General features: G+C 67.7%; 26 protein-coding genes. 25 read left to right on the plus strand and 1 reads right to left on the minus strand.

Going from position 1 to position 19687, the window contains the following annotated elements; all coding sequences use genetic code 11:
* The 25 genes from ACNQQL_RS32440 (at window position 1) to ACNQQL_RS32560 (ending at window position 19127) form a co-directional block, all read left to right on the plus strand.
* Window positions 1-759, plus strand: a complete 759-nt coding sequence (locus tag ACNQQL_RS32440; protein WP_347068389.1) for a flagellar biosynthetic protein FliR — start codon at window positions 1-3, stop codon at window positions 757-759.
* On the plus strand, window positions 759-1823 hold the full coding sequence (locus ACNQQL_RS32445; RefSeq protein ID WP_347068391.1) for an EscU/YscU/HrcU family type III secretion system export apparatus switch protein: 1065 nt from the start codon (window positions 759-761) through the stop codon (window positions 1821-1823). The genes ACNQQL_RS32440 and ACNQQL_RS32445 overlap by 1 nt, the downstream gene beginning before the upstream one ends.
* On the plus strand, window positions 1820-3922 hold the full coding sequence (locus tag ACNQQL_RS32450; RefSeq protein ID WP_347068393.1) for a flagellar biosynthesis protein FlhA: 2103 nt from the start codon (window positions 1820-1822) through the stop codon (window positions 3920-3922). The genes ACNQQL_RS32445 and ACNQQL_RS32450 overlap by 4 nt, the downstream gene beginning before the upstream one ends.
* Before the next feature lie 27 nt (window positions 3923-3949).
* Window positions 3950-4654 (plus strand): flagellar hook basal-body protein, encoded by a 705-nt coding sequence (locus tag ACNQQL_RS32455; RefSeq protein WP_347068395.1) that lies wholly within the window; start codon window positions 3950-3952, stop codon window positions 4652-4654.
* Between the two features lies 1 nt (window position 4655).
* Complete coding sequence (locus tag ACNQQL_RS32460) at window positions 4656-5420, plus strand: flagellar hook-basal body protein (RefSeq protein WP_347068397.1); 765 nt, start codon at window positions 4656-4658, stop codon at window positions 5418-5420.
* Window positions 5417-6049 (plus strand): flagellar basal body L-ring protein FlgH, encoded by a 633-nt coding sequence (locus ACNQQL_RS32465; protein ID WP_072437358.1) that lies wholly within the window; start codon window positions 5417-5419, stop codon window positions 6047-6049. Before ACNQQL_RS32460 ends, ACNQQL_RS32465 begins: the two co-directional genes overlap by 4 nt.
* Entirely contained in the window at window positions 6043-7191 is a 1149-nt protein-coding gene (locus tag ACNQQL_RS32470; RefSeq protein WP_347068399.1) for a flagellar basal body P-ring protein FlgI, read from the plus strand. Before ACNQQL_RS32465 ends, ACNQQL_RS32470 begins: the two co-directional genes overlap by 7 nt.
* A gap of 14 nt (window positions 7192-7205) precedes the next feature.
* On the plus strand, window positions 7206-7559 hold the full coding sequence (locus tag ACNQQL_RS32475; protein WP_072437362.1) for a flagellar basal body rod protein FlgB: 354 nt from the start codon (window positions 7206-7208) through the stop codon (window positions 7557-7559).
* Between the two features lie 2 nt (window positions 7560-7561).
* Complete coding sequence (locus tag ACNQQL_RS32480) at window positions 7562-8011, plus strand: flagellar basal body rod protein FlgC (protein WP_072437364.1); 450 nt, start codon at window positions 7562-7564, stop codon at window positions 8009-8011.
* The gene (locus ACNQQL_RS32485) at window positions 8008-8298 is read left to right on the plus strand and encodes a flagellar hook-basal body complex protein FliE (RefSeq protein ID WP_072437366.1); all 291 of its coding nucleotides are present in this window, start codon (window positions 8008-8010) and stop codon (window positions 8296-8298) included. Before ACNQQL_RS32480 ends, ACNQQL_RS32485 begins: the two co-directional genes overlap by 4 nt.
* A 1-nt stretch (window position 8299) precedes the next feature.
* Entirely contained in the window at window positions 8300-9787 is a 1488-nt protein-coding gene (gene fliF / locus ACNQQL_RS32490; RefSeq protein ID WP_347068403.1) for a flagellar basal-body MS-ring/collar protein FliF, read from the plus strand.
* Window positions 9774-10286, plus strand: coding sequence for a hypothetical protein (locus tag ACNQQL_RS32495; RefSeq protein WP_347068405.1), 513 nt, complete (start codon window positions 9774-9776; stop codon window positions 10284-10286). Before fliF ends, ACNQQL_RS32495 begins: the two co-directional genes overlap by 14 nt.
* Window positions 10283-10978 (plus strand): hypothetical protein, encoded by a 696-nt coding sequence (locus ACNQQL_RS32500; protein WP_347068407.1) that lies wholly within the window; start codon window positions 10283-10285, stop codon window positions 10976-10978. The genes ACNQQL_RS32495 and ACNQQL_RS32500 overlap by 4 nt, the downstream gene beginning before the upstream one ends.
* Window positions 10956-12287, plus strand: coding sequence for a FliI/YscN family ATPase (locus ACNQQL_RS32505; RefSeq protein ID WP_347068409.1), 1332 nt, complete (start codon window positions 10956-10958; stop codon window positions 12285-12287). The genes ACNQQL_RS32500 and ACNQQL_RS32505 overlap by 23 nt, the downstream gene beginning before the upstream one ends.
* Window positions 12284-12733 (plus strand): hypothetical protein, encoded by a 450-nt coding sequence (locus tag ACNQQL_RS32510; protein WP_143155691.1) that lies wholly within the window; start codon window positions 12284-12286, stop codon window positions 12731-12733. The genes ACNQQL_RS32505 and ACNQQL_RS32510 overlap by 4 nt, the downstream gene beginning before the upstream one ends.
* A 539-nt stretch (window positions 12734-13272) precedes the next feature.
* Window positions 13273-13449, plus strand: coding sequence for a hypothetical protein (locus ACNQQL_RS32515; RefSeq protein ID WP_347068411.1), 177 nt, complete (start codon window positions 13273-13275; stop codon window positions 13447-13449).
* Window positions 13439-13846 (plus strand): flagellar hook assembly protein FlgD, encoded by a 408-nt coding sequence (locus ACNQQL_RS32520; protein ID WP_347068413.1) that lies wholly within the window; start codon window positions 13439-13441, stop codon window positions 13844-13846. The genes ACNQQL_RS32515 and ACNQQL_RS32520 overlap by 11 nt, the downstream gene beginning before the upstream one ends.
* Window positions 13847-13856: 10 nt before the next feature.
* Window positions 13857-15023, plus strand: coding sequence for a flagellar hook-basal body complex protein (locus tag ACNQQL_RS32525; protein ID WP_347068415.1), 1167 nt, complete (start codon window positions 13857-13859; stop codon window positions 15021-15023).
* Window positions 15020-15838, plus strand: coding sequence for a FliM/FliN family flagellar motor C-terminal domain-containing protein (locus tag ACNQQL_RS32530; RefSeq protein ID WP_347068417.1), 819 nt, complete (start codon window positions 15020-15022; stop codon window positions 15836-15838). Before ACNQQL_RS32525 ends, ACNQQL_RS32530 begins: the two co-directional genes overlap by 4 nt.
* Complete coding sequence (fliN, locus tag ACNQQL_RS32535) at window positions 15835-16173, plus strand: flagellar motor switch protein FliN (RefSeq protein WP_256260607.1); 339 nt, start codon at window positions 15835-15837, stop codon at window positions 16171-16173. The genes ACNQQL_RS32530 and fliN overlap by 4 nt, the downstream gene beginning before the upstream one ends.
* A gap of 36 nt (window positions 16174-16209) precedes the next feature.
* Window positions 16210-16572: a flagellar biosynthetic protein FliO gene (locus ACNQQL_RS32540; protein WP_347068419.1), complete on the plus strand. Its 363-nt coding sequence runs from the start codon at window positions 16210-16212 to the stop codon at window positions 16570-16572.
* Window positions 16569-17351 carry a flagellar type III secretion system pore protein FliP gene (gene fliP, locus ACNQQL_RS32545; RefSeq protein ID WP_347068421.1) on the plus strand — a complete coding sequence of 261 codons (783 nt, stop codon included), beginning with the start codon at window positions 16569-16571 and terminating at the stop codon, window positions 17349-17351. The genes ACNQQL_RS32540 and fliP overlap by 4 nt, the downstream gene beginning before the upstream one ends.
* Entirely contained in the window at window positions 17348-18136 is a 789-nt protein-coding gene (locus ACNQQL_RS32550; RefSeq protein WP_347068423.1) for a sigma-70 family RNA polymerase sigma factor, read from the plus strand. Before fliP ends, ACNQQL_RS32550 begins: the two co-directional genes overlap by 4 nt.
* Before the next feature lie 11 nt (window positions 18137-18147).
* Window positions 18148-18717, plus strand: coding sequence for a tetratricopeptide repeat protein (locus ACNQQL_RS32555; protein WP_347068425.1), 570 nt, complete (start codon window positions 18148-18150; stop codon window positions 18715-18717).
* A gap of 17 nt (window positions 18718-18734) precedes the next feature.
* Window positions 18735-19127 (plus strand): hypothetical protein, encoded by a 393-nt coding sequence (locus ACNQQL_RS32560; RefSeq protein ID WP_347068427.1) that lies wholly within the window; start codon window positions 18735-18737, stop codon window positions 19125-19127.
* A gap of 18 nt (window positions 19128-19145) precedes the next feature.
* Here the strand turns inward: ACNQQL_RS32560 and ACNQQL_RS32565 are convergent, their stop codons facing one another.
* A complete protein-coding gene (locus ACNQQL_RS32565) occupies window positions 19146-19574 on the minus strand; it encodes a hypothetical protein (protein WP_347068429.1) in 429 nt (142 codons plus the stop codon).
* Window positions 19575-19687 lie beyond the last annotated feature (113 nt).

Consider the following 19687-nt stretch of genomic DNA (forward strand, 5'->3'; position numbering starts at 1 on the left):
ATGACAGCCGAATCCTTCGTCGGCTGGTCGACGGCCGCACTACTACTGTCGCTGCGCATCGGGCCGTTGCTCGTGCTCGCGCCGCCGTTCTCCCGGCTTCGCATCCCGGCACGAATTCGTATCTGCCTCGCACTTGCGCTGGCCGGCGCATTCGCCACGCCGCTCCCCGCCGTTCTTCGCGACGATCATGCGGCGCTCGTCGAATGCGCCATCTCCGAACTCGCATTGGGATTCGCACTCGCATTTCCGTTTCAGGTGGCATTCGCCGCGCTATCGTTCGCCGGACGCGCGCTCGACGTGCAGGCGGGCTTCGGCCTCGCCATGGTCATCGATCCCGGTTCGCGCGAACGCGCGCCGCTGTTCGGCACGCTCCTCACGCTCGGCGCCGGCGCGATCTTCTTCGCGAGCGGCGCGCATCTCGAACTGCTGCGGCTCATCGCCGCCTCAATCGACCGGATGCCGCCCGGCACCGCGCGCTTCATCGCATCGCCGCACGCATTCATCGGCTATTTCGCCGCCGCGATGGGAATCGGCATCGGCGCCGTCGCTGCCGCCATGCTCGCGCTGTTCCTGATCGACCTGTCGATCGCGTTCCTGTCGCGCACCCTCCCGCAAATGAATGCGTTGATGCTGGGTCTGCAAGTAAAGGCGATCGCGGCGATCGCCGTCACGGCGCTGTCGATCGGCCTGCTGGCGCCCGTCGCGCTGCGGCTGCTGCGCGCGGCGCTCGAATTCGCTCTTGCCCTGGGGGGGAATTGATGGCCGACGAGGAACAGGAAAAATCCGAGCAGGCGACGCGCCACAAGCTCACGCGGGCTCGAAAGAAAGGACTCCTGCCGCGCAGCCAGGAGCTTGGCATCGTACTCGCCGTCGCGGGTTGCGCCGGCTATCTGTGGCTGTCCGGCGAACGCATGGCAGCCCGATTTGCCGCGCTCGCTACGCGCATGTTGAACGACGCCCCCGGCATCGCGGCCGACGGACGCGCGATCGAGCACTGGTTCGGCGCATCGCTGCCGGAATGGGTGGCGATCGTCGCACCGCTGATCGCCGCCGCGGTAGGCGGCGCGCTCGTCGCCGCGCTCGCGCAGGCAGGCTTCCTGTTCGCACCCGACGCACTGAAGGCCGACTTCTCGCGACTGAATCCGGCGGCCGGCATCAAGCGTCTGTTTTCGATGCAGATCGTCATCGACGCCGCGAAAGCCTGCGTCAAGCTGGTCGTTTACTGCGCGCTCGCCTGGCGGTGCATCGCCGATGCGGTACGCGCTGCGACGCACGCCGGGCTGACCGTGCCCGGCCTGGCCCGCGCGCTCGGCTCGGCCGGGTCCGCGCTCGCCGTGCAATTGCTGATCGCTGCTGCGCTCTTCGCGGTTCTCGATCAGGCGATCGTTCGGCGACGGTTCGCGAAACAGATGCGGATGAGCCGGCACGAGGTCAGACAGGAGTTCAAGCAGCACGAAGGCGATCCGCGCATCAAGCAGCGCCGCAAGCAGTTGCAGCGCGAGTTGCTGCAACGCTCCCGCAGCCTGCGCGGCATGCGTGGCGCGGACGTGCTCATAACCAATCCGACACATTACGCAGTCGGCCTCCGCTACGCGCCGGCCGAGATGGCCGCACCGACAGTCGTGTCGAAAGGCGCGGGCGAATTCGCACTGCGCCTCAAAAAACTCGCGTTCGTCCATCGCGTACAGATCGTCGAGGCGCCGGCACTCGCGCGTCAGCTGTTTCGCCGCGGCGCGCTCGAACGCGAAATCCCGTCCCAGCTGTTCTCCGCGACGGCCGCCGTCTATCTGCGCGTCCATCGCATGCAGGAGCACGCCCGATGACCTGGCTCAGGCACCGGCTGCGTGGCCAGTCCGATCTCGCGCTCGTGTTCGCTGCGAGCGCGATCCTGCTGATTCTGTTTGCGCCGATTCCCGCCGCCGCGCTCGATCTGCTGATCATCATCAACTTCGCGTTCGCCTTCACGATTCTCCTGCTGACCTTCTACGTCACCCGCCCCGTCGAATTTTCGACGTTTCCGTCGCTGCTGCTGATCGCGACGCTGTTCCGCCTGTCGCTCAACGTCGCGGCGACGCGCCTCATCCTGTCCGGCGCCAATGCCGGCCAGGTGATCGGCGCAATCGGTGAATTCGCGGTGCAGGGCAACTACGTGATCGGCCTGATCGTGTTCTTCATCCTGGTCGTCGTCCAGTACGTGGTGGTCACCAATGGCGCGCAGCGCGTCTCCGAGGTCGCCGCCCGCTTCGTGCTCGATGCGATGCCCGGCCAGCAGATGAGCATCGACGCCGATCTCAACATGGGCCTCATCGACCAGAACGAAGCGAAGCGCCGCCGCAAGACGCTCGAGCGCGAAGCGGGCTTCTACGGCTCGATGGATGGCGCGAGCAAGTTCGTCAAGGGCGACGCGATCGCCGGCATCGTCATCCTATTGATCGACATTCTCGGCGGATGGGCGGTCGGCGTCGCCCAGATGGGCATGCCGTTCCCCGAGGCCGTCCGCACGTTTACGTTGCTTACGATCGGCGACGGTATCGTCACGCAGGTGCCCGCGCTGATCATCTCCGTCGCGACCGGAATCATCGTCACCCGTTCGTCCGCCGACAGCGCGCTAAGCCACGAGGCGCTGCGCCAGCTCGCGCGCTTCCCGAAGATCCAACTGCTCGTCGCGGCGGCGCTGACGGGGCTCGTTGCACTGCCGGGCATGCCGAAGTGGCCTGCAGCGCTACTCGCGCTCGCAGCGTTCGGCGTCTGGGCCGGCACGCGCGAGCGGCCCGCAGCGGCGGAAGAAGACGGCACGCCGCCCTCAACGCTCCCGCATGCCGACAGCCCGGCAGCGCTACCCGCCGTCGAGGTTGTGTTCGGCGCGGCGCTGACGGCTGCCTGGCAGCCGATGCAGGCAGAATTTGCCGAGCGCATCGCGACATTTCGCGACCAGTACGCGGACGACAGCGGCTTCGTCGCACCTGCCGTCGTGTTCCGCGATTCGGCACATCTGCCCCCCGACGAATATGAAGTGCGACTGTTCGGCACCCGCTTCGGACAAGCCGCGACGTATCCGGGTCGTACGCTCGCGATTCATCCCGCCGGCGCCACCGGCACGCTGCCCGGCACCCCCACGCATGATCCTGCGTTCGGCCTGCCGGCCATCTGGATCGACGACGGGCTGCAGGAGCGCGCCAAAGCGCTCGGCCACACCTGCGTCGATCCCATCACCGCGCTCATGACGCACGTTACGGAGCTCGTCAAGGCTCACGCGGCGCGCCTGTTCGGGCGACCGGAAACGATCGCGCTGCTCGACGGCGTGCGCGAACGCCAGCCCGGCCTCGTTGACGAGATCGTGCCGAACGTGCTGACCGTCGGCGACGTGCAGCAGGTGTTGCAGGGACTGCTCGCCGAACAGGTTCCGATCCGCGACATCGACCTGATCGTGCAGACGCTCGCCGACGTCGGGCGTCGCGAGAAAGACCCGGCGCTGCTCGTCGAAGCGGTGCGGCAGCGCCTCGGTCACGCAATCTGCCAGCGCGCGCAGGGCGATCGCGACGCGCTCGCGGTCCTGACGCTCGATCCGGCGCTTGAAGCCGAGATCGCGCGCAATCTTGCAGGCGCCGACGGTCACGGCGCGCACGTGCTCGATCCGCGGATCGCCGAGCCCTTCCTGGGCCGCCTGCTCGCGCAGGTGGAATCGATGATGCGCCAGGGGCACACGCCCGCGCTGCTGTGCCGGCCCGATATCCGACGCTCGCTCAAGACCTTCTCCCGTCGCGTCGCGCCGCGACTCGTCGTGCTGTCGGTCAACGAAGTTCCGGACATCGTCGCGCTACGCGCGTTCGCGACCGTCGGCATCGATCCGCCGTCCGCTTCGCCACCTTCTTCGCCCGCCAGTTCGCCGCAGTCTTCGCCAACCCCGTCTCTTGCCGTTTAAACGCAGCACCGCTCCCGAGGAGTTCCCATGGATGACCTGATGACGTTGTCGACGCACCTGATCTCGCTCGAAACGCGGCGCCTGGAGACGGCCACACGCAATCTAGCGAACGTGGCGACACCCGGCTACCGACGCGAAGTCGCCTTTCAGGACGTGCTGGCGAACGACGCGTCGAACGCCGTCGGCGCGCCGCCGACCCGCCATGTCACCGACTTTTCGGCTGGCCGGCTCGTCCATACCGCCGACCCGTTCGACCTCGCGATTGCGGGCGACGGCTTCTTCGAGGTGGCGACTGACGCCGGCCCCGCTTACACGCGTGCCGGCACGTTCCGGCGTGCGCCAGATGGCCGCGTGGTCACGCGCGCAGGCGGCTGGCCGCTGCAGGGCACGGATGGTGATGTCGTCGTAAGCGCGGACGGCTGGCGCGTCGATCCGGACGGCACCGTGATCGATCACGGCGTTTCGACCTCGACGATCCGCGTCGTGGCCTTCGATGAACCGTCTCGCCTGCGGCGTATCGCCGACGGCCTGTACGCGCCTGACAGCGCGCACGGCACACCGATCGCCACGGCGCGGCTCGCCCAGGGGTTCGTCGAGACCTCGAACGTCAATGCCGCCGACGACATGGTGCGGCTCGTCGAGGCGATGCGCCGCGTCGAGACCGGACAAAAGCTCGTGCATGCCTATGACGACCTGATGGGCACCGTATTGCAACGCCTCGGAGGCATGTGAAATGAATAATGTGTTCTACATCGGCGCGACGGGTCTCGTCGCCCAGCAAACCGCCGTCGACACAACGGCCAACAATATCGCCAACCTGAATACCCCCGCGTTCAAGCGCGGCGCGGTCGATTTCTCGGCGCTGCTGGCCTCGAGCAGCCGGTTACCGTCCCGGCCGGGCGCCGGCGGCGCAGACGGCGCGGGCGTGTCCGCGTCGATGCGTCCAGTGTTCTCGCCGGGCACGCTGCGGCAAACGGACGATGCCTGGGACGTCGCGATCCGCGGCAACGGCTTCATCGAACTCGACGCGGGCCAGGGCGACTCGGTGCTATGGCGCGGCGGCCGGCTGCGCGTCGGCGACGACGGCTATCTGCGCGCGTCGAACGGCGTCCCGCTGAAAGCAGCAGTCTCGGTGCCACGAGACGCCGAGCGTCTGGAGATCACGCCGGACGGACAAGTGCTCGCCGTCATCCCGAACCAGGCCGCACCGCTCGAGATCGGCCGGGTCGAGCTCGTGCAGCCCGCCGATCCGCGCGCATTGCAGGCGCTCGGCGATGGAACCTACCGGCTCGCCGACGATGGCATGGCCGTCATCCGCGCACGTCCCGGCGAAGACAACACGGGCACGCTCGCGCAGCGTTTCAGCGAGGCATCGAACGTCGCGCTCGCGGACGAACTCGCCGGCTTGATGCTCTACCAGCACGCGTACGCCGCGAGCGCAAAACTCGTGCAAGTCGGCGATGAACTGATGGCCATCGCAAACGGACTGAAGCGATGAGCCGGCTCACGAACGGCCGCCGCGCGCGCACGGCGGCGGCGCGTCCATACTGCCTCGCCGCGGCTGCGACGATCGCCTGCAGCACGTTGATGACGGCGCCGTCCGCCCGCGCCGACGCACTCTACCAACCGGACAACTTCCGGCCGCTGATCGCCGATCGCCGAGCGAGCGCAATCGGCGACATCGTCACGGTCCTCGTCTACGAGCAGTCGAGCGCGAGCCAGACGGCCGACACGTCGACGCGCGCAGGCTTCTCGCTCAACGGCAGCGTCTCGACGCTCTACGCCGGCAACAACCGCGCGCAGGTCGGCGCGGGCGACGACTACGGCGGACGCGGGCAAATCCAGCGCACCGGACGTCTGCTCGCACAGCTGAGCGCCACCGTCGTCGACGTGCTGCCGGGCGGCGACCTCGTCGTCGCGGGCGAGCAGCGCATCGACGTTAACGGCGAGAAAACCGGCATCCGTCTGAACGGACGCGTGCGCGCGATCGACATCGGCCCCGGCAACACCGTGCTGTCAACCCGGCTCGCCGATGCCCGTATCGATTACACCGGCGACGGTTTCATCACCGACCGCACGCGGCCCGGCCTCATTCCACGCTTTCTCGCATGGCTCGGCCTATGGTGACCCGCCTCTTCCTGTCGCTGCGCCACGCGAAGTTGCTCATCGCATTCGTGCTCGTCGTCGCCTGTGCGCCGCCGGCCACAGCCGGCACGAGTGCGGAGGTGCGACTCAAGGACATCGGCCGCTTCCTCGGCTGGCGCGACAACATGCTGGTCGGCTACGGCATCGTGACCGGCCTCGCCGGCTCCGGCGATTCGCCGCGCAACCAGGCAACCCGTCAGGCGCTTGCGAATCTGCTGTCGCAGTTCGACCTCGTCGTCGGCCACGAGCAGATCCAGAGCCGCAACGTCGCGATGGCGATGGTCACGGCCGCGCTGCCGCCCGCCGCCCACCCTGGCGACGCAATCGACGTCAACGTCACGTCGATAGGGGATGCACGCAGCCTTGCGGGCGGCACGCTGATCATGACGCCGCTGCGCGGGCCAGACCGGCAGATCTATGCGCTTGCGCAAGGCCCCGTGTCGGTCGGCGGCTACCGGTACGACGCGAACGGCAACCTGAAGCTGAAGAACCACCCGACGGTCGGCATCGTGCCGCGCGGCGGCACGGTCGAAGTCGCCGTGCGCGCCGCGCTCGCCGCGCAGGACGGCACGCTGCGCTTCGTGCTCGGCGAGCCCGATCCCGTCACCGCGCAACGAATCGCACAGCGTGTCAACGGCACGCTCGGGACGCAGGTCGCGCGCGCGATCGGCGCGGACGCCGTCGAGATCGACGCGCCAGCCGATCCCGCAGCGCTCACCGCGTTCGTCGCCCGCATCGAAGCGCTGTCGGTTGCGCCGGACCAGCGCTCGCGGGTCGTCGTCAACGAGCGCACCGGCACGGTGGTCGCCGGCGGAGACACGCGAATCGCGCCCGTCACGATCTCGCACGGCGACATCCGGGTATCGGTCACGACCGAGTACTCGGCATCGCAGCCGAACTTCGTCACGCTGACCGGACGCGACGTGCGCAGCCTCGTGATCGCCAATAGCGAACTGTCGGTCGACGAAGCGGGCCAGACCGTCGCCATATCGTTCCCGCGCGGCACCGTCGGCGACCTGGTCCACGCGCTTTCGAAAGCGCGCATCGGCACGCGCGATGTCATCGCGATCCTGCAGGCCGTCAAGGCAGCAGGCGCACTGTATGCGGAACTCGTCATTCAATAAAGGAGGAACAAGCGATGTCGATGGAATGGGTCGCCGCGATCGCCGGCAAGGCGATGGACGGCTTGTACGCGCGCTCGGCTGCGATCGCGCACAACGTCGCGAACGCGAATTCGGCCGGCTTTTCGCCGTTGCGGGTGACGTTCGAAGACGCGCTGTCGGCCGCCGCAGCCACGCGGCCGGGCGATACGGACACGGTGCGACGCGAGCGCGTCGAGGCCGTCCGGCCGCAAACGCTCGTGTCGCCGGACACGGTTCGGCTCGATCGCGAAATCGCCGACGCGTCGCAGACGTCGGCGCGCTACGCGCTGCTCGCGAACGTGGCCGCCCGCACGATGCAGCTCAGGCAGCTCGCGGTGCGTGGAGGCTGACCATGTCGGACACGATCTTCGCGATCGCGCGTTCGGGGCTCGACGTCGAACGTCAGCGTCTCGAACTCATCGCCCGGAATTTCGCCAACGCAGGCATCGCCCTCGACCCCGCGGCCGAGCCGTATCGGCCGTTGCGGCTCGTGTCGGCGTCGAACGTCGCGCCGGCCTTCCCCGATGCGCTGCGGCACGCATCCAACACCGTGCCTGCCGACCGGCTCGCCGGCACGCGCGCGCTCGGTGTCGAGACGCTCGACATACCGCCGCGCGTGGTGCGCGACCCCGCGCATCCACACGCCGACGCGCAAGGCCTGGTTCGCTATCCGGGTCTCGATCATGCCGCCGAGATGGCGCTGCTGGTCCAGACCCTGCGCACCTACGAAGCGAACGTCGTGATGTTCAACGCCGCGCGCTCGATGTATCTGCGTGCGCTCGACATCGGAGGGCAGTCATGACGCCCGTCGACGCCATCGCCGAATACATGGCGGAGCCGCCGCTCGCAGGACCCTACCCGCTCGCAACGGACCGCTTCGAAACGCTGCTGATGGACGGGGTGCGGAACGTCGACCGCGCGCTGCGCACCGCCGAGGCAGCCGGTGCAGCGTTCGCGCTCGGCGACGATCGGCCGCCGCACCAAGTCATGCTCGCGCTCGAGGACGCGCGGCTCAAGCTGCAATTCGCGCTCAACGTGCGTGCGCGGCTCGTCGAGGGCTACCAGGAACTGATGCGGATGCAACTGTGACATGAATCGACCGATCTCGCGCCTCGGCGCCTATTTCGCGACCGGCTCGCGCACGCGCCAATTCGCGCTCGCCGGCACACTCACCACCGTGGTCGGTTGCGCCGGACTCGCCGCCTGGTTCGCGTTACGCCCGTCGTATCAGATCCTGGCGCGCGACCTGAAGCCGCAGGACGCTGCCGCAGTCGCCGCGCAGCTCGACAAGGAAAAGATACCGTTTCGCTACGACGAGCAAACGGCCGCCATTCTCGTACCGGCTGGCGATGCGCGCGCGGCCCGCGTCAAGCTGACGGGCGCGGACCTGCGCCTGCAGGGCGTCGTCGGCTTCGAGCTCTTCAACCAGAGCGACTTCGGCCTGACGGAGTTCGCGCAGAAGGTGAATTACCAGCGCGCGCTGCAGGGCGAACTAGCACGCACGATCGCGACACTCGACGCGATCGAGCTCGCACGCGTGCACCTGAGCCTGCCGGAAGCTTCGCTGTTTCGCCGCGACCGCAACCGGCCCAAGGCATCGGTCGCGCTGTTCGTTCGCGACGGCCACGTACTCGAACCGGACGTCGTCAAGGGAATCCAGCGACTGGTCGCGGCGGCCGTGCCCGAAATGTCGGCCGCGGACGTCTCGGTGCTGGACCAGCGCGGCGCATCCGCCGATGCGCGCGGCGCCGACATCGACGATCCGAAGTTCGCGCTGAAAACCGCCGTCGAGCAGCGTTACGAGCGCAAAATTCTCGCGCAGATCGCCCCCATCGTCGGCGCGAACCGCGCGGCGGTCAGCGTCGACGCGACGCTCGATTTCGATCAGATCCGCACGACCCGCGAATCCGGCCTCACGCAGTCGTCTTCCGGCCCGGACGGCACGCCAGGCCTGCCGGTTCATCGCGTGCCCGCCGGGCCGCCGGCAACCAGCCTGCCGCCGCTGCCCACCACGCCGCCGGCACCGGAGACCGCCCGCTCAGAGCGAAGCGTCGAGCAGATCGTCCGGAGCCCCGGTGCGATACGCAAACTGTCGGTCGGCATCGTGCTCGGCAGCGCGATGCCGGCCGAGGGCGTCGCCCGCCTGCGCGACGTCGTCGCCGCGTCGATCGGTCTCGATCCCGCACGCGGCGATACGCTGGCGACGTTCGTGCGCGAAGCCGCGGCGGGACCGGCAGACAAGCGCCCCGAGCCGATCGCGTCCCCGCCCCCACCCGCGTCCATATCGACTTCGCGCGATGAAAGCCGCCCGATCGTCGAACCCGCTAACGCGCTGCGACGCGCCGAACCGCTCTGGCGACATATCGTCGAGATCGGTAGCGCGCCGCCGGGCGCGCTGCTCGCAGCAGTAGCGGGAGTCTGCGTCGCGGCGGCCTGGGCAACTCGCCGCAGACTTCGTAGGCGGTACGCGCAACCACGACAGTTGAACGACGCACAGCGCGCCGAATACGCGACACGCCTGCGGCTATTGCTCGCCGAGGCTGGCGAAACGCCCGGAGATCCGCATGACGCCCGTTGACCAGGCGCGCCGGCTGCGTCGTACGGTGGCGGAACTCGCCCGCTGCAGGATCGAGGACGTCGAGTCGGTCTGGACCATGTTGTCCGTCGCTGAGCGCGAACGACTGCGGCCGCTGCTCGCCGAGGCATCGCGCGCGATCACGGGGCACGCTGTGCCGCTAGCAACCGCGCCTGACGATGCAGAGGCCCGGATGCGCGCGGACCGGCTCACGGATGCGCTCGCCGTACTGCCGGTCGAACTGTCGGCACGCATTGCGGCCGGGCTCGGCGATCTAGAACGAGACGGCGTGTTCATCCGATTGACCGAAGCGCGCCGGCAAGCGCTCGCCAGGCATGCCGCGAAACACGCCGGATTCCGTCTCTCGCCACGCGCGGCCGATGCGCTGCGCGACGCCGCACTGGCGGCCGCCGCGACCGATCGAGCCGCACCGTCGGCACCGGTCCCGGGACTGTCCCCCCTGCGCGTCCGGCTTCGAAATTGGCTGGGGAGACACCGATGAGCACCCTGCTGAAAGCGCATCGCGTGCGGCTCGAAAACGGGCACAAGCGGCTGGCTGCGGAAGCCGCGCATGCGCCACGACCGGCGTCGGACGCGCCGCTCGCCTCGCCGGACCCGCGCGCGGCCGAAATCGCCGAGCTGACCGCACGGGTCGCCGAACTCGAAGCGGCGTGCGCCGCGCTCGAAAGCGCACAGCAAGCGGCGTACCTGAAAGGTATCGACGAAGGCGGCCGCGCGGCTGATGCCCGTGCGAAGCGCGACGACGACGCGCGCATCGATGTGCTGTCGCGCGGCTTGCAGGATGCGCACTCCGAGTTACAGGTGCGGTTCGCATCGCTCGAAAGCCTTGCCCTCGACGTCGCCCGGGCCGCGCTGGAGCAAATGTTCGGTGCGATCGAATGCTATCCGACCCTGATCGCGCAAACGATCCGGCACCACGTCGCACACATGCGAGCGGGCACGGTATTGACTGTCGATGTGTCGCGCGCCGACTTTCCCGACGACGACGCATTGCTGCCGATCGCCACGGCAGCGCCCGATTCGGTCGTCACCGCGCATCCGCACCTGCCGGCCGGCGCGTGCCGGCTCGGCCTCACGCCCGGCCGCGCCGAGCTCGATCTCCCCCGCCAATGCGGTCGCCTGCTGGCCGCCCTCGACCCGTTACGCAGCGATGACGATCCGAACGCCACCTGAACACGCGTACGTCGCGGTGATCCGCGCAACCGATCCCGTGCGACGCACCGGCGCCGTCACGCGCGTGATGCCGACGTTCGTCGAGGCAGACGGCCCGGGCGCGCCGCTCGGCTCGCTGTGCGCGATAGGCGGCGAAGGCGCGGAGCCGACGCTCGCCGAGATCGTCAACGTCGAACGCACGCGCGTCACGCTCGCGCCGTACTCGAGCGCCGCCGCGATCCGGATCGGCGACGAAGTCCATGCGCTGCAGACGGGCGCGACACTCCCAGTCGGCGACACCTGGCTGGGCCGCGTCGTCGATCCGCTCGGACGCCCGCTCGACGGCGACGGGCCGCTCGGTCACTGCACGGAGTCCTGGCCGCTCGCCGGCGTCGCGACGCCACCGCTCGCGCGGCAGTCCCCCGAGCAGCCGCTCGAGACTGGCGTACGCGCGCTCGACGCGCTGTTGACACTCGGCGTCGGTCAGCGCGTCGGCCTGTTCACGGGCAGCGGCGTCGGCAAGACGACGCTGCTCGGCTCACTCATGCGCGGCGTCCGCGCCGACGTCCGCGTGCTGTGCCTCGTCGGCGAACGCGGCCGCGAAGCCGAGGAATGCTGGAACCGGACGCTGTCCGCAGCCGAGCGCGCGCGCTCGACACTTGTCGTCGCGACGTCCGACCAGTCCGCCGCGCTGCGGGCGCGCAGCGTGCCGGCAGCGCTATCGATCGCCGAATATTTCCGGTCACAAGGCGCGCACGTCCTGCTGATGATCGACTCCATTACCCGCTATGCGCTCGCGCTGCGCGAAACCGGCCTCGCCGCCGGCGAGCCGCCGACCATGCGCGCATACACGCCGGGCGTGTTCGCCGCGCTGCCAAAAATCGTCGAACGCTGCGGCGCGCTGAAGGACGGCGGCGCGATCACCGCGCTGATGACCGTGCTGACCGAAAGCGACGAGATCGACGATCCGATGGCGGAGACGATGCGCGCGCTGCTCGACGGCCATATCGTGCTCAGCCGCGAACTCGCGGAGCAGGGACATTTCCCGCCGATTCAGGTGCCGAAAAGCGTGAGCCGCGTCAGCCGGTACGTCGCGAGCGACGCGGAACGCGCGCTGGCCGCCGACGCGACCGCTCAGCTTGCGCTGTACGAAACGTCGAAGCCCCTCGTCGAATCCGGGCTCTACACGGCCGGCAGTCATCCCGCGCTCGATCGCGCACTGCGTCTGCGCCCCGCGTTGCTCGCGTTCCTGCAGCAGGCCCCTGATCGCCCGACCGAACGGAAGCAAGCCATCGCGATGCTCGCATCCCTGTTGGAGACCGCCGCATGAAATCCACTGCCCCGTTGACCGCGGCGACACGAATCGCCCATCTCCGCGCGCTGCAATTGTCGCGCGAGCGCGCCGAGGCCAAGCGGCTTGCCCACGCGCGCGAGGCTGCGCAGGCACGCGAACGCGAAGCCGCGAACCTGATGGCGGCCATCGCGCGGGAGAGTCGATCCGGCCCCGCCAGCGCCGTCCTGCCGATTGATCTGTTGCGCAATCGCGCCGGCGCGATCGACACGGCGCACCGTACTTGGCTGACGGTCGCCGAACAAGCGCGCTCCGCCACATCGCAAGTCGATGCGCACCGTCCGACACTCGAGCGGCACCATCAATGCGCGGATGCAGCCGACCGGCTCGTCGCGCAGGCGCGCATCGCCGAGCGACGCGCGCGCGACAAGGCGGACGACGCGCGGCTCGATGACTGGCTGTCGACCTGTCGGAGGCGTCCGTGAGCGTTGCGCCGACCGCCACCGGACACTCGCACGACGACGTCCCGGCCGAGACCGCGGCAGCGCCGCGCCGGGACGGCGCGCCGTCGGCATTTGCGCAGACGTTACGCCGGCTCGAACGAGACATGTGGCGGGGGGCGGCAGCCGGCCCCGCGCCTCAGGCGCAGACGTCGCGCCCGCTCGCTCCGCTGTGCTGGTCATCGTCGGTGGCACCGTCGGTTGGTCATACCGCCGATTCTTCACCGGTAATTCGAGCGCCGTTCGAAACGACCGCCCCACAACCGGGTACCTGGCACCGTACACACGCGCAACTCGGCTCTGTGGTCTCCGATCGCCCGACACACACGCCGAGCCGCCCACTCCCGCCCGCAGGAGATGACGCGCCGCCCGACACCTTGGCGCGCCCGTTGTCCGCGACGTCGACAGCCGCCTTCTACCGGGCAAGGCCGGCTCCTGGTCCGCAGCCGGCGCACGTTGCAAACCAGCGTGCGCGCGCTTCGGAACATGGCGCTGCCGTACCGCCTTGCACGCTCAGCGTGCTGATGGGCGAGACCGGCATATCGGTCGCGATCCGCGCGGCAGGTATCGACGACGCGACGCTCGCACGCCGAACGTTCACCGAACTGCGCCGACTCGGCCTGCCTGACTTGCGGCTCTTCATCAACGGCGGGCTTTTCATCGCAACGAACCCACTCCCAGGAGGAACACATGGCGATTGACTCCCTCGGCCCCGTGCCCGGCGGCGGCACACAAACCGATCCAACCGGGCTCGACCTGCAGTCGTTGCTGCGGATCATCGTGACCCAGCTCACCTATCAGGATCCGCTCAAGCCGGTCGACAACTACGAATTCGTGTCGCAGCTCGCCCAGTTCACGTCGCTCGAGCAAAGCCGCCAGATTGCCTCGAAGATCGACGATCTGCTGTCCGTGCAATCAGCCACGCAGACGCTTGGCCTGCTCGGACGCAAGGTCGACGTGCGCGGCGACACGGGCACGATCTCCGGCCTCGTCAAGGGCCTGTCGTTCAAGGACGGCGAATCGAAGCTGACGATCGAGTCCGAAGCGGGACAGTTTCTCGCCGACGCGACGGTTTCACAGATTCTGACGATCCGTTGAGGAGGCGCCGATGCTCGACAGTCTCTACATCGGCATGAGCGGTCTCACGGCCTACTCCAAGGGCCTGCAGACCGTCGGCAACAACGTCGCGAACCTGAACACACCGGGCTTCAAGTCGTCGACGCCGTGTTTTCAGGATCTCTACGACGGCCGGGCGACCGCGCGAGAGGCGACGCGCTCCGGCAGCGGCGTCGCATACGCGCAGGCTGCGCTGAACTTTCGGCAGGGCGAACTGCGCAGCAGCACGGGACAGCTCGATCTTGCAATCGACGGCGACGGCCTGCTCGCGCTCTGCGACGGCGACACGATCCGCTACGCACGAACCGGTCGATTCCGGATCGACGACGACGGTTTCGTGACCGAGCGGTCGAACGGGTTGAAACTCACCGCACTCGACCCTGCCGGCACGATCTCGCCCATCTCGCTCGCGGACCGGCTGCTCGACCCGCCGCGCGCGACGCAAGTCGTCCGGTTCACCGACAACCTGTCGCCCGGTTCGACCAACTTCGCCGTCTCCGGCGTCGATCTCTACGACGCGAACGGGGCGAAACACACGTTGAACGTGTCATTCGCGCCGGACACCGCCGTGATGCAGGGGCGCTGGAAAGTCACCGTTACCGATAGCAACGGCACGCCGCTGCAGATCGGCACGCTGCAGTTCCACGGCGGCATTCCCGAACCGGGCCAGGACAAGATCGAAGTCACACTGCCGTCGTCGGGGCTCACGGTCAAGCTGGATTTTTCCACGGGGGTAACCGCGTTCTCGTCGGGTGCCACCTCGACGCTGCGCGTAGCGAAGCAGGACGGCTATGCAGCCGGCACGCTCGCATCGATGAGCATCGACGACGACGGGCAGCTCGCGCTGCGCTACTCGAACGGGCAGACCGCCACAGCCGGCGCAGTCGCACTTGCTCGGTTCGCCGACCCGCAGCGCCTCGTGCAGCAGAACGACGGCCTGTTCGACGCGACGCACCTGCCGCCGCCGCGCCATGCGAAGAGCGGCGATCCGCTTGTCGGCCGGCTGCGGGCCGGCGCGACCGAAGCGTCCAACGTCGACCTGTCCGGCGAGTTCGGCCAGCTCATCCTCATCCAGCGTGGTTTCCAGGCCGCGTCGCAAGTGGTGAGCACGTCGAACGAGATGATCATGCAGTTGTTCCAGATGCGGGGGCAGGGATGACGGATGCGATCTCGCGCTGGCGACCGCTCGCCGAGCACGATCTCGCCGAGGCCCGGTCGCTGTCGGAACATGCCGTGGCGCCCTGGCTGCGGGCATGGTGCGACGATGCGCTCCAAGTGGACAGCGTCGAGCGGATCGCTCCCATGCAGCCGCCGCCGTGGCCGCCGGCCAGCCGTGTCTGGGCCTGCGGGCCGCATGTCCGATGGGCGGTTCAGCCACTCACACTCGATCGACTCGTACGCCGTGCGCTCGACCTGCCCGATGGGTTCGCCGCAACAGGATCCGATACCTGCGCCGACGTGCTGCGCGCGTTCGAACAATCGATGATCGACTCGATGGCCGACACGCTGCGTACCGTCGTTGGCGAAAGCGCCCCCGATGCGCGATTTCCGTCGCCACTCGATACGACGGCGACAAGCGAACTGCGCTATGGCGGCATTCACGTCCGGCTCGCGCTCGGCCGCGCCGGCGCGTGGCTGTCGATCGTCTACGCCGCGCCGTTCTGGTGGGCCAGACAGGCGTCCGGCGCCATCCCAGCCACTCCGCCTGACGTGCTGACGCCGCGTGCCGCAGCCCTCGAAGCGACCCGGACCCGCGTTCATGCGCGAATCGGCTGTGCGGCGCTGCCCATCGCGCAATTGCTCGACCTCGCACCCGGCGACGTCATCGTCGTCGCCGAACGACTCGATCCTTCGATCTCGCTCGAGGCGGGAGACGCCGGCGGGTCAGCGCTCGGCATTGGTCGCCTCGGCCGCGTCGGCGAACAACTTTCCGTTCAACTGCATTCGCTCGCAGAACCCAAGGAACATCCATGACATTTCACGCCACCTCAGCGCTTCCCGCCGTCATGCGCATCGAGCTTCCCGAACAGGAAGCGCCTGCCAAATCCGATACCGAGTGCCTGACCGTTCATCCCGGCCTCGACCTTGTCCACGATGTCACCGTCTCCCTCGACATTCATCTCGGCTCGTCGGATCTCTCCATCAAGGATCTGATGGCGTTGCAGCCGGGCTCCGTCGTCACGCTCGATCGACGGATCGACGACTGCGTCGAAGTTCGCCTCAACGGGCGGACCGTTGCGCGTGCCGAGATCGTCGCGGTCGACGACCAGTTCGGTATCCGGATCTCCGATGTCATCCGGGAGCGTTGAATGACGGGGTTCGCCTTGACAGCAGGATCGCTTCCGATGCCGACCGCTACCGCATCCGGTACCGCGGCCGCTACACCTTCGTCATCCACGATCGCGCTTGGACCAATGCTTGCCAACGGCATCGACCTGTATAGGATCGGCGGCGCGCTCCTCCTTTGCATCATGCTCGGCGTCGCCGCGATTTTACTGCTGCGTCGATACGGGTTCGGCCGAGTCGACGGGGTCGGAATGCCAACCGGCAGGAAATGTCTGACGATCGTCGACACGGTGCGGCTGGCGCCCCGCGTCACGCTTCACGTCGTCGAATACGACGAACGACACGTACTGCTCGCCCTCGATGCAAGCGGAATCACGTTGCTCGATGCGCACTCGCGCCCAGCGCCGGAGACGACGTCGTGACGCCGCGCCTCTCGTCCGGCGTAACTATTCTGCTCACATTGTCACGAGGACTGCGTCTGCTGCTTGTCTGCGCACTGCTCTGCGGATTGACCGCGCATGCAGCCGAAGCGATTGCCGCGCCTTCCGGCACGCCCTTCGCGCTCGATCGCGAGGGGACATCCGAGGCCGTACGTATCGCGGTATTGCTGACACTACTGAGCATCGGTCCGGCACTGGTCGTTTCGATGACCGCGTTCATCCGCATCGTCATTGTGCTGTCGATGATCCGGCATGCATTCGGAATGCCCGAAACGCCGCCGACGCCCGTGCTGATCAGCCTCGCGCTGTTCCTGACCGCGTTCGTGATGATGCCCACGTTCGAAACGCTCAACCACGACGCGCTGCAACCCTTCATGGCCGGCCGACTCGGCATCGACCGGGCGCTCGAAACCGGCGCGGCGCCGCTGCGCGATTTCATGCTGCGGCAGGTGCGCGACGACGAACTGCGGCTGATGTACGAGCTGTCGCGCAAGCCGCTGCCCGATACGGCCAGCGACGTCGGGCTGCTGCAGCTTACGCCTGCGTTCATCCTGAACGAACTGCGCGTCGCGTTCCAGATCGGCTTCGTCGTACTGCTGCCGTTCCTGCTGATCGATCTCGTGGTGTCGGCCGTGCTGCTCTCGCTCGGCATGCTGATGGTGCCGCCCGCGACCATCTCGCTGCCGCTCAAGATCCTGCTGTTCGTGCTGATCGATGGCTGGGGCCTCGTGCTGCGCGGGGTACTGGGAGGATTCCGATGACGCAGGCGAGCGCGAGCAACCAGGATCCGCGAACGGCCGACGGCGGCAATGCACGGCCCGAAACGGAGCTGTGGCGCATGTGGGCCGCCGATCGTTGCGCCCGCAATCGCGAAGCCGTGTTTGCGCATTACTTGCCCTATGCGCGCGCCATCGCGGCGCGGCTGTACGCGGGACGGCATCGCGATGACGTCGAGTTCCGGGATTTCATCCAGCTCGCGTGCATCGGTCTGCTCGAATCGATCGACCGCTTCGATCCGGCGCGCGGCGTGGCGTTCGAAACGTTCTGTACGACGCGTGTGAAGGGCGCGATCCTGACCGGGGTCGAGAAACTGACCGATGGCCAGGAGCAGATCTCGTTCTCGCGGCGTGTGCGACGGGAGCGGGTCGCGTCGCTCCAGACCGACGACGAGCCGGCAGCGCGCGACACGTTCCAGGCACTCGGCGCGCTGGCGGCCGGGCTGGCGCTCGGCTTCATGCTCGACGGCACGGGGCTCGTCGCACCGCCAAACGACGCCGCGCACCCTGATGACCTGAGGCTGCCCGGGGCGGCCTATCGCGGCATTGCGTGGCGCCAGACGAAAGACCGGTTGGTCGACGCGGTCGGGCGTCTTCCAGAACGGACCAGAAAAATCATTCAGTACCACTATTTTCACGGCCTTGGATTCGAGCAGATCGCCGATATCCTCGGCCTCAGCAAGGGCAGGATTTCGCAGCTGCATCACGCCGCGCTCGCGGACCTGCGCAAACGGCTCGGCGAGCCGGAACACCTGCATGTGATCGGATGAAGGAGATCTCGATGAATCGCAACCATGATGACGTCACGCTGTGCGATGACGATACGATGGGCGACATTGCCCGTCTGATGAGCGGCCCCGACGACGAGGCGCTCGTGCAACTCGACGCCGCGCTGGTGCACTGGCCGGGGGACCATCGTCTATGGTTCCTCCGTGGATCGATCTATGCCGGACAGCAACGCCGCAACGAAGCGCGCGCCGACTTCTCGCAGACCATCGCGCTCGTGCCGGATTTCGACATCGCGCGCTTCATGCTCGGGATGATCGAATTGCTCGACGGGCAAGTTTCCGAGGCGACGGCCATCTGGGCGACGCTCGACGAAAGGCTGTCGCAACACGATGCGCTGTGGTTGTTCAAGACAGGACTACTGGCGCTGTGCAACGACCGATTCGATGCCGCGCTGGACTGGTTGAAACGCGGGCGCGCGGTAAACCAGCGCTATGCGGGTATCGACGGATACATCGAGACGATCGTCGTGCACCTCGAGACGCTGACGCGAAAGGCCGACGACGAAGCGACGAGCGGGCACCTTCTGTTGTCCGGCTATCTCGCGTCACGGACACGTCATTGACGACCATCGGAGTGCTCATGGATCCTGTTTCGACAATCAACCAAGTTTTGGCGTTGCTGCGCCAGCAAATCGTCGACCGGACGCGGCGTCCGGCAAGTCGGCCGCCAGGCCCGAAAGGCGTACGAGACGGCAACCAGGTCGACGCACGCGCGACGGGGGCGGACTTGCGTACGTTATTGCGGAAGAGGATCGGTGCGCTGCACGCCGCCGGCATCGACGACGCCACGCGATTGTCGCGAGCGGTGATCGACGTCGCGCTGCGGTACGAATTCGGCCCGAGGCTCGCCAATGAGCCCGAGTTTCAGGAGATGGTGGAATGGGCGTGCAAGGGGGTCATGGAGGACCGGAGCGCGTCGGCACTGGTGGGTGACGTGGTGCGCGAAATCGGGCGGGTGGCTGAAGAACGGTGAAGCCCACCAGCGTGTTTTCTAGCTGGTAGCGCCCGGCGCATTGCTCGGGGCCGAGCCACACACCGCGATCACCCCGCCAGGTCGTGTCCGGAACACGACGCGATTTGCGTGGATCGACATGCCGCGGCCGTCGCAGTGGTGCAGGTAGGAAAAGACTCCGCCTCCGATGAAGTGCAATGTGTGGGACGTCGTTGCATGCACATGCGCGATCTCATGTCGAAGGATCAGCGAGAGGTCGTCGATCTGTACCCGGCGGATTTCCGGAACGGTCGCGTTGATTTCGCCTGATTCGGAGACGAGGTATCTGTCGCCTTCGGGTCCCTCGATGAGGTGACTGCCGTCGGGAAAATCGGTGCGCGTGCTGCCGGGGATGTTGACGGACGAGCTGATCGGCGCGATGGCCGGTCGGGTGTCTTCAGGCGGTGGTTTCTGGTTGTCGTCTTTCATAACGGACCTATCCGTGATTTCGTGGGCGAGGCATATCATGAGGTGTAAAGGCCATGGATATGCCGATGAAAAAGAAAAGACAAACTTTAGCGCGTCAGGCAGCGGCCCGAGGG

This window comes from Burkholderia sp. LFS061, assembly GCF_047978125.1.
GTDB classification, from domain to species: Bacteria; Pseudomonadota; Gammaproteobacteria; order Burkholderiales; family Burkholderiaceae; genus Burkholderia; species Burkholderia pyrrocinia_C.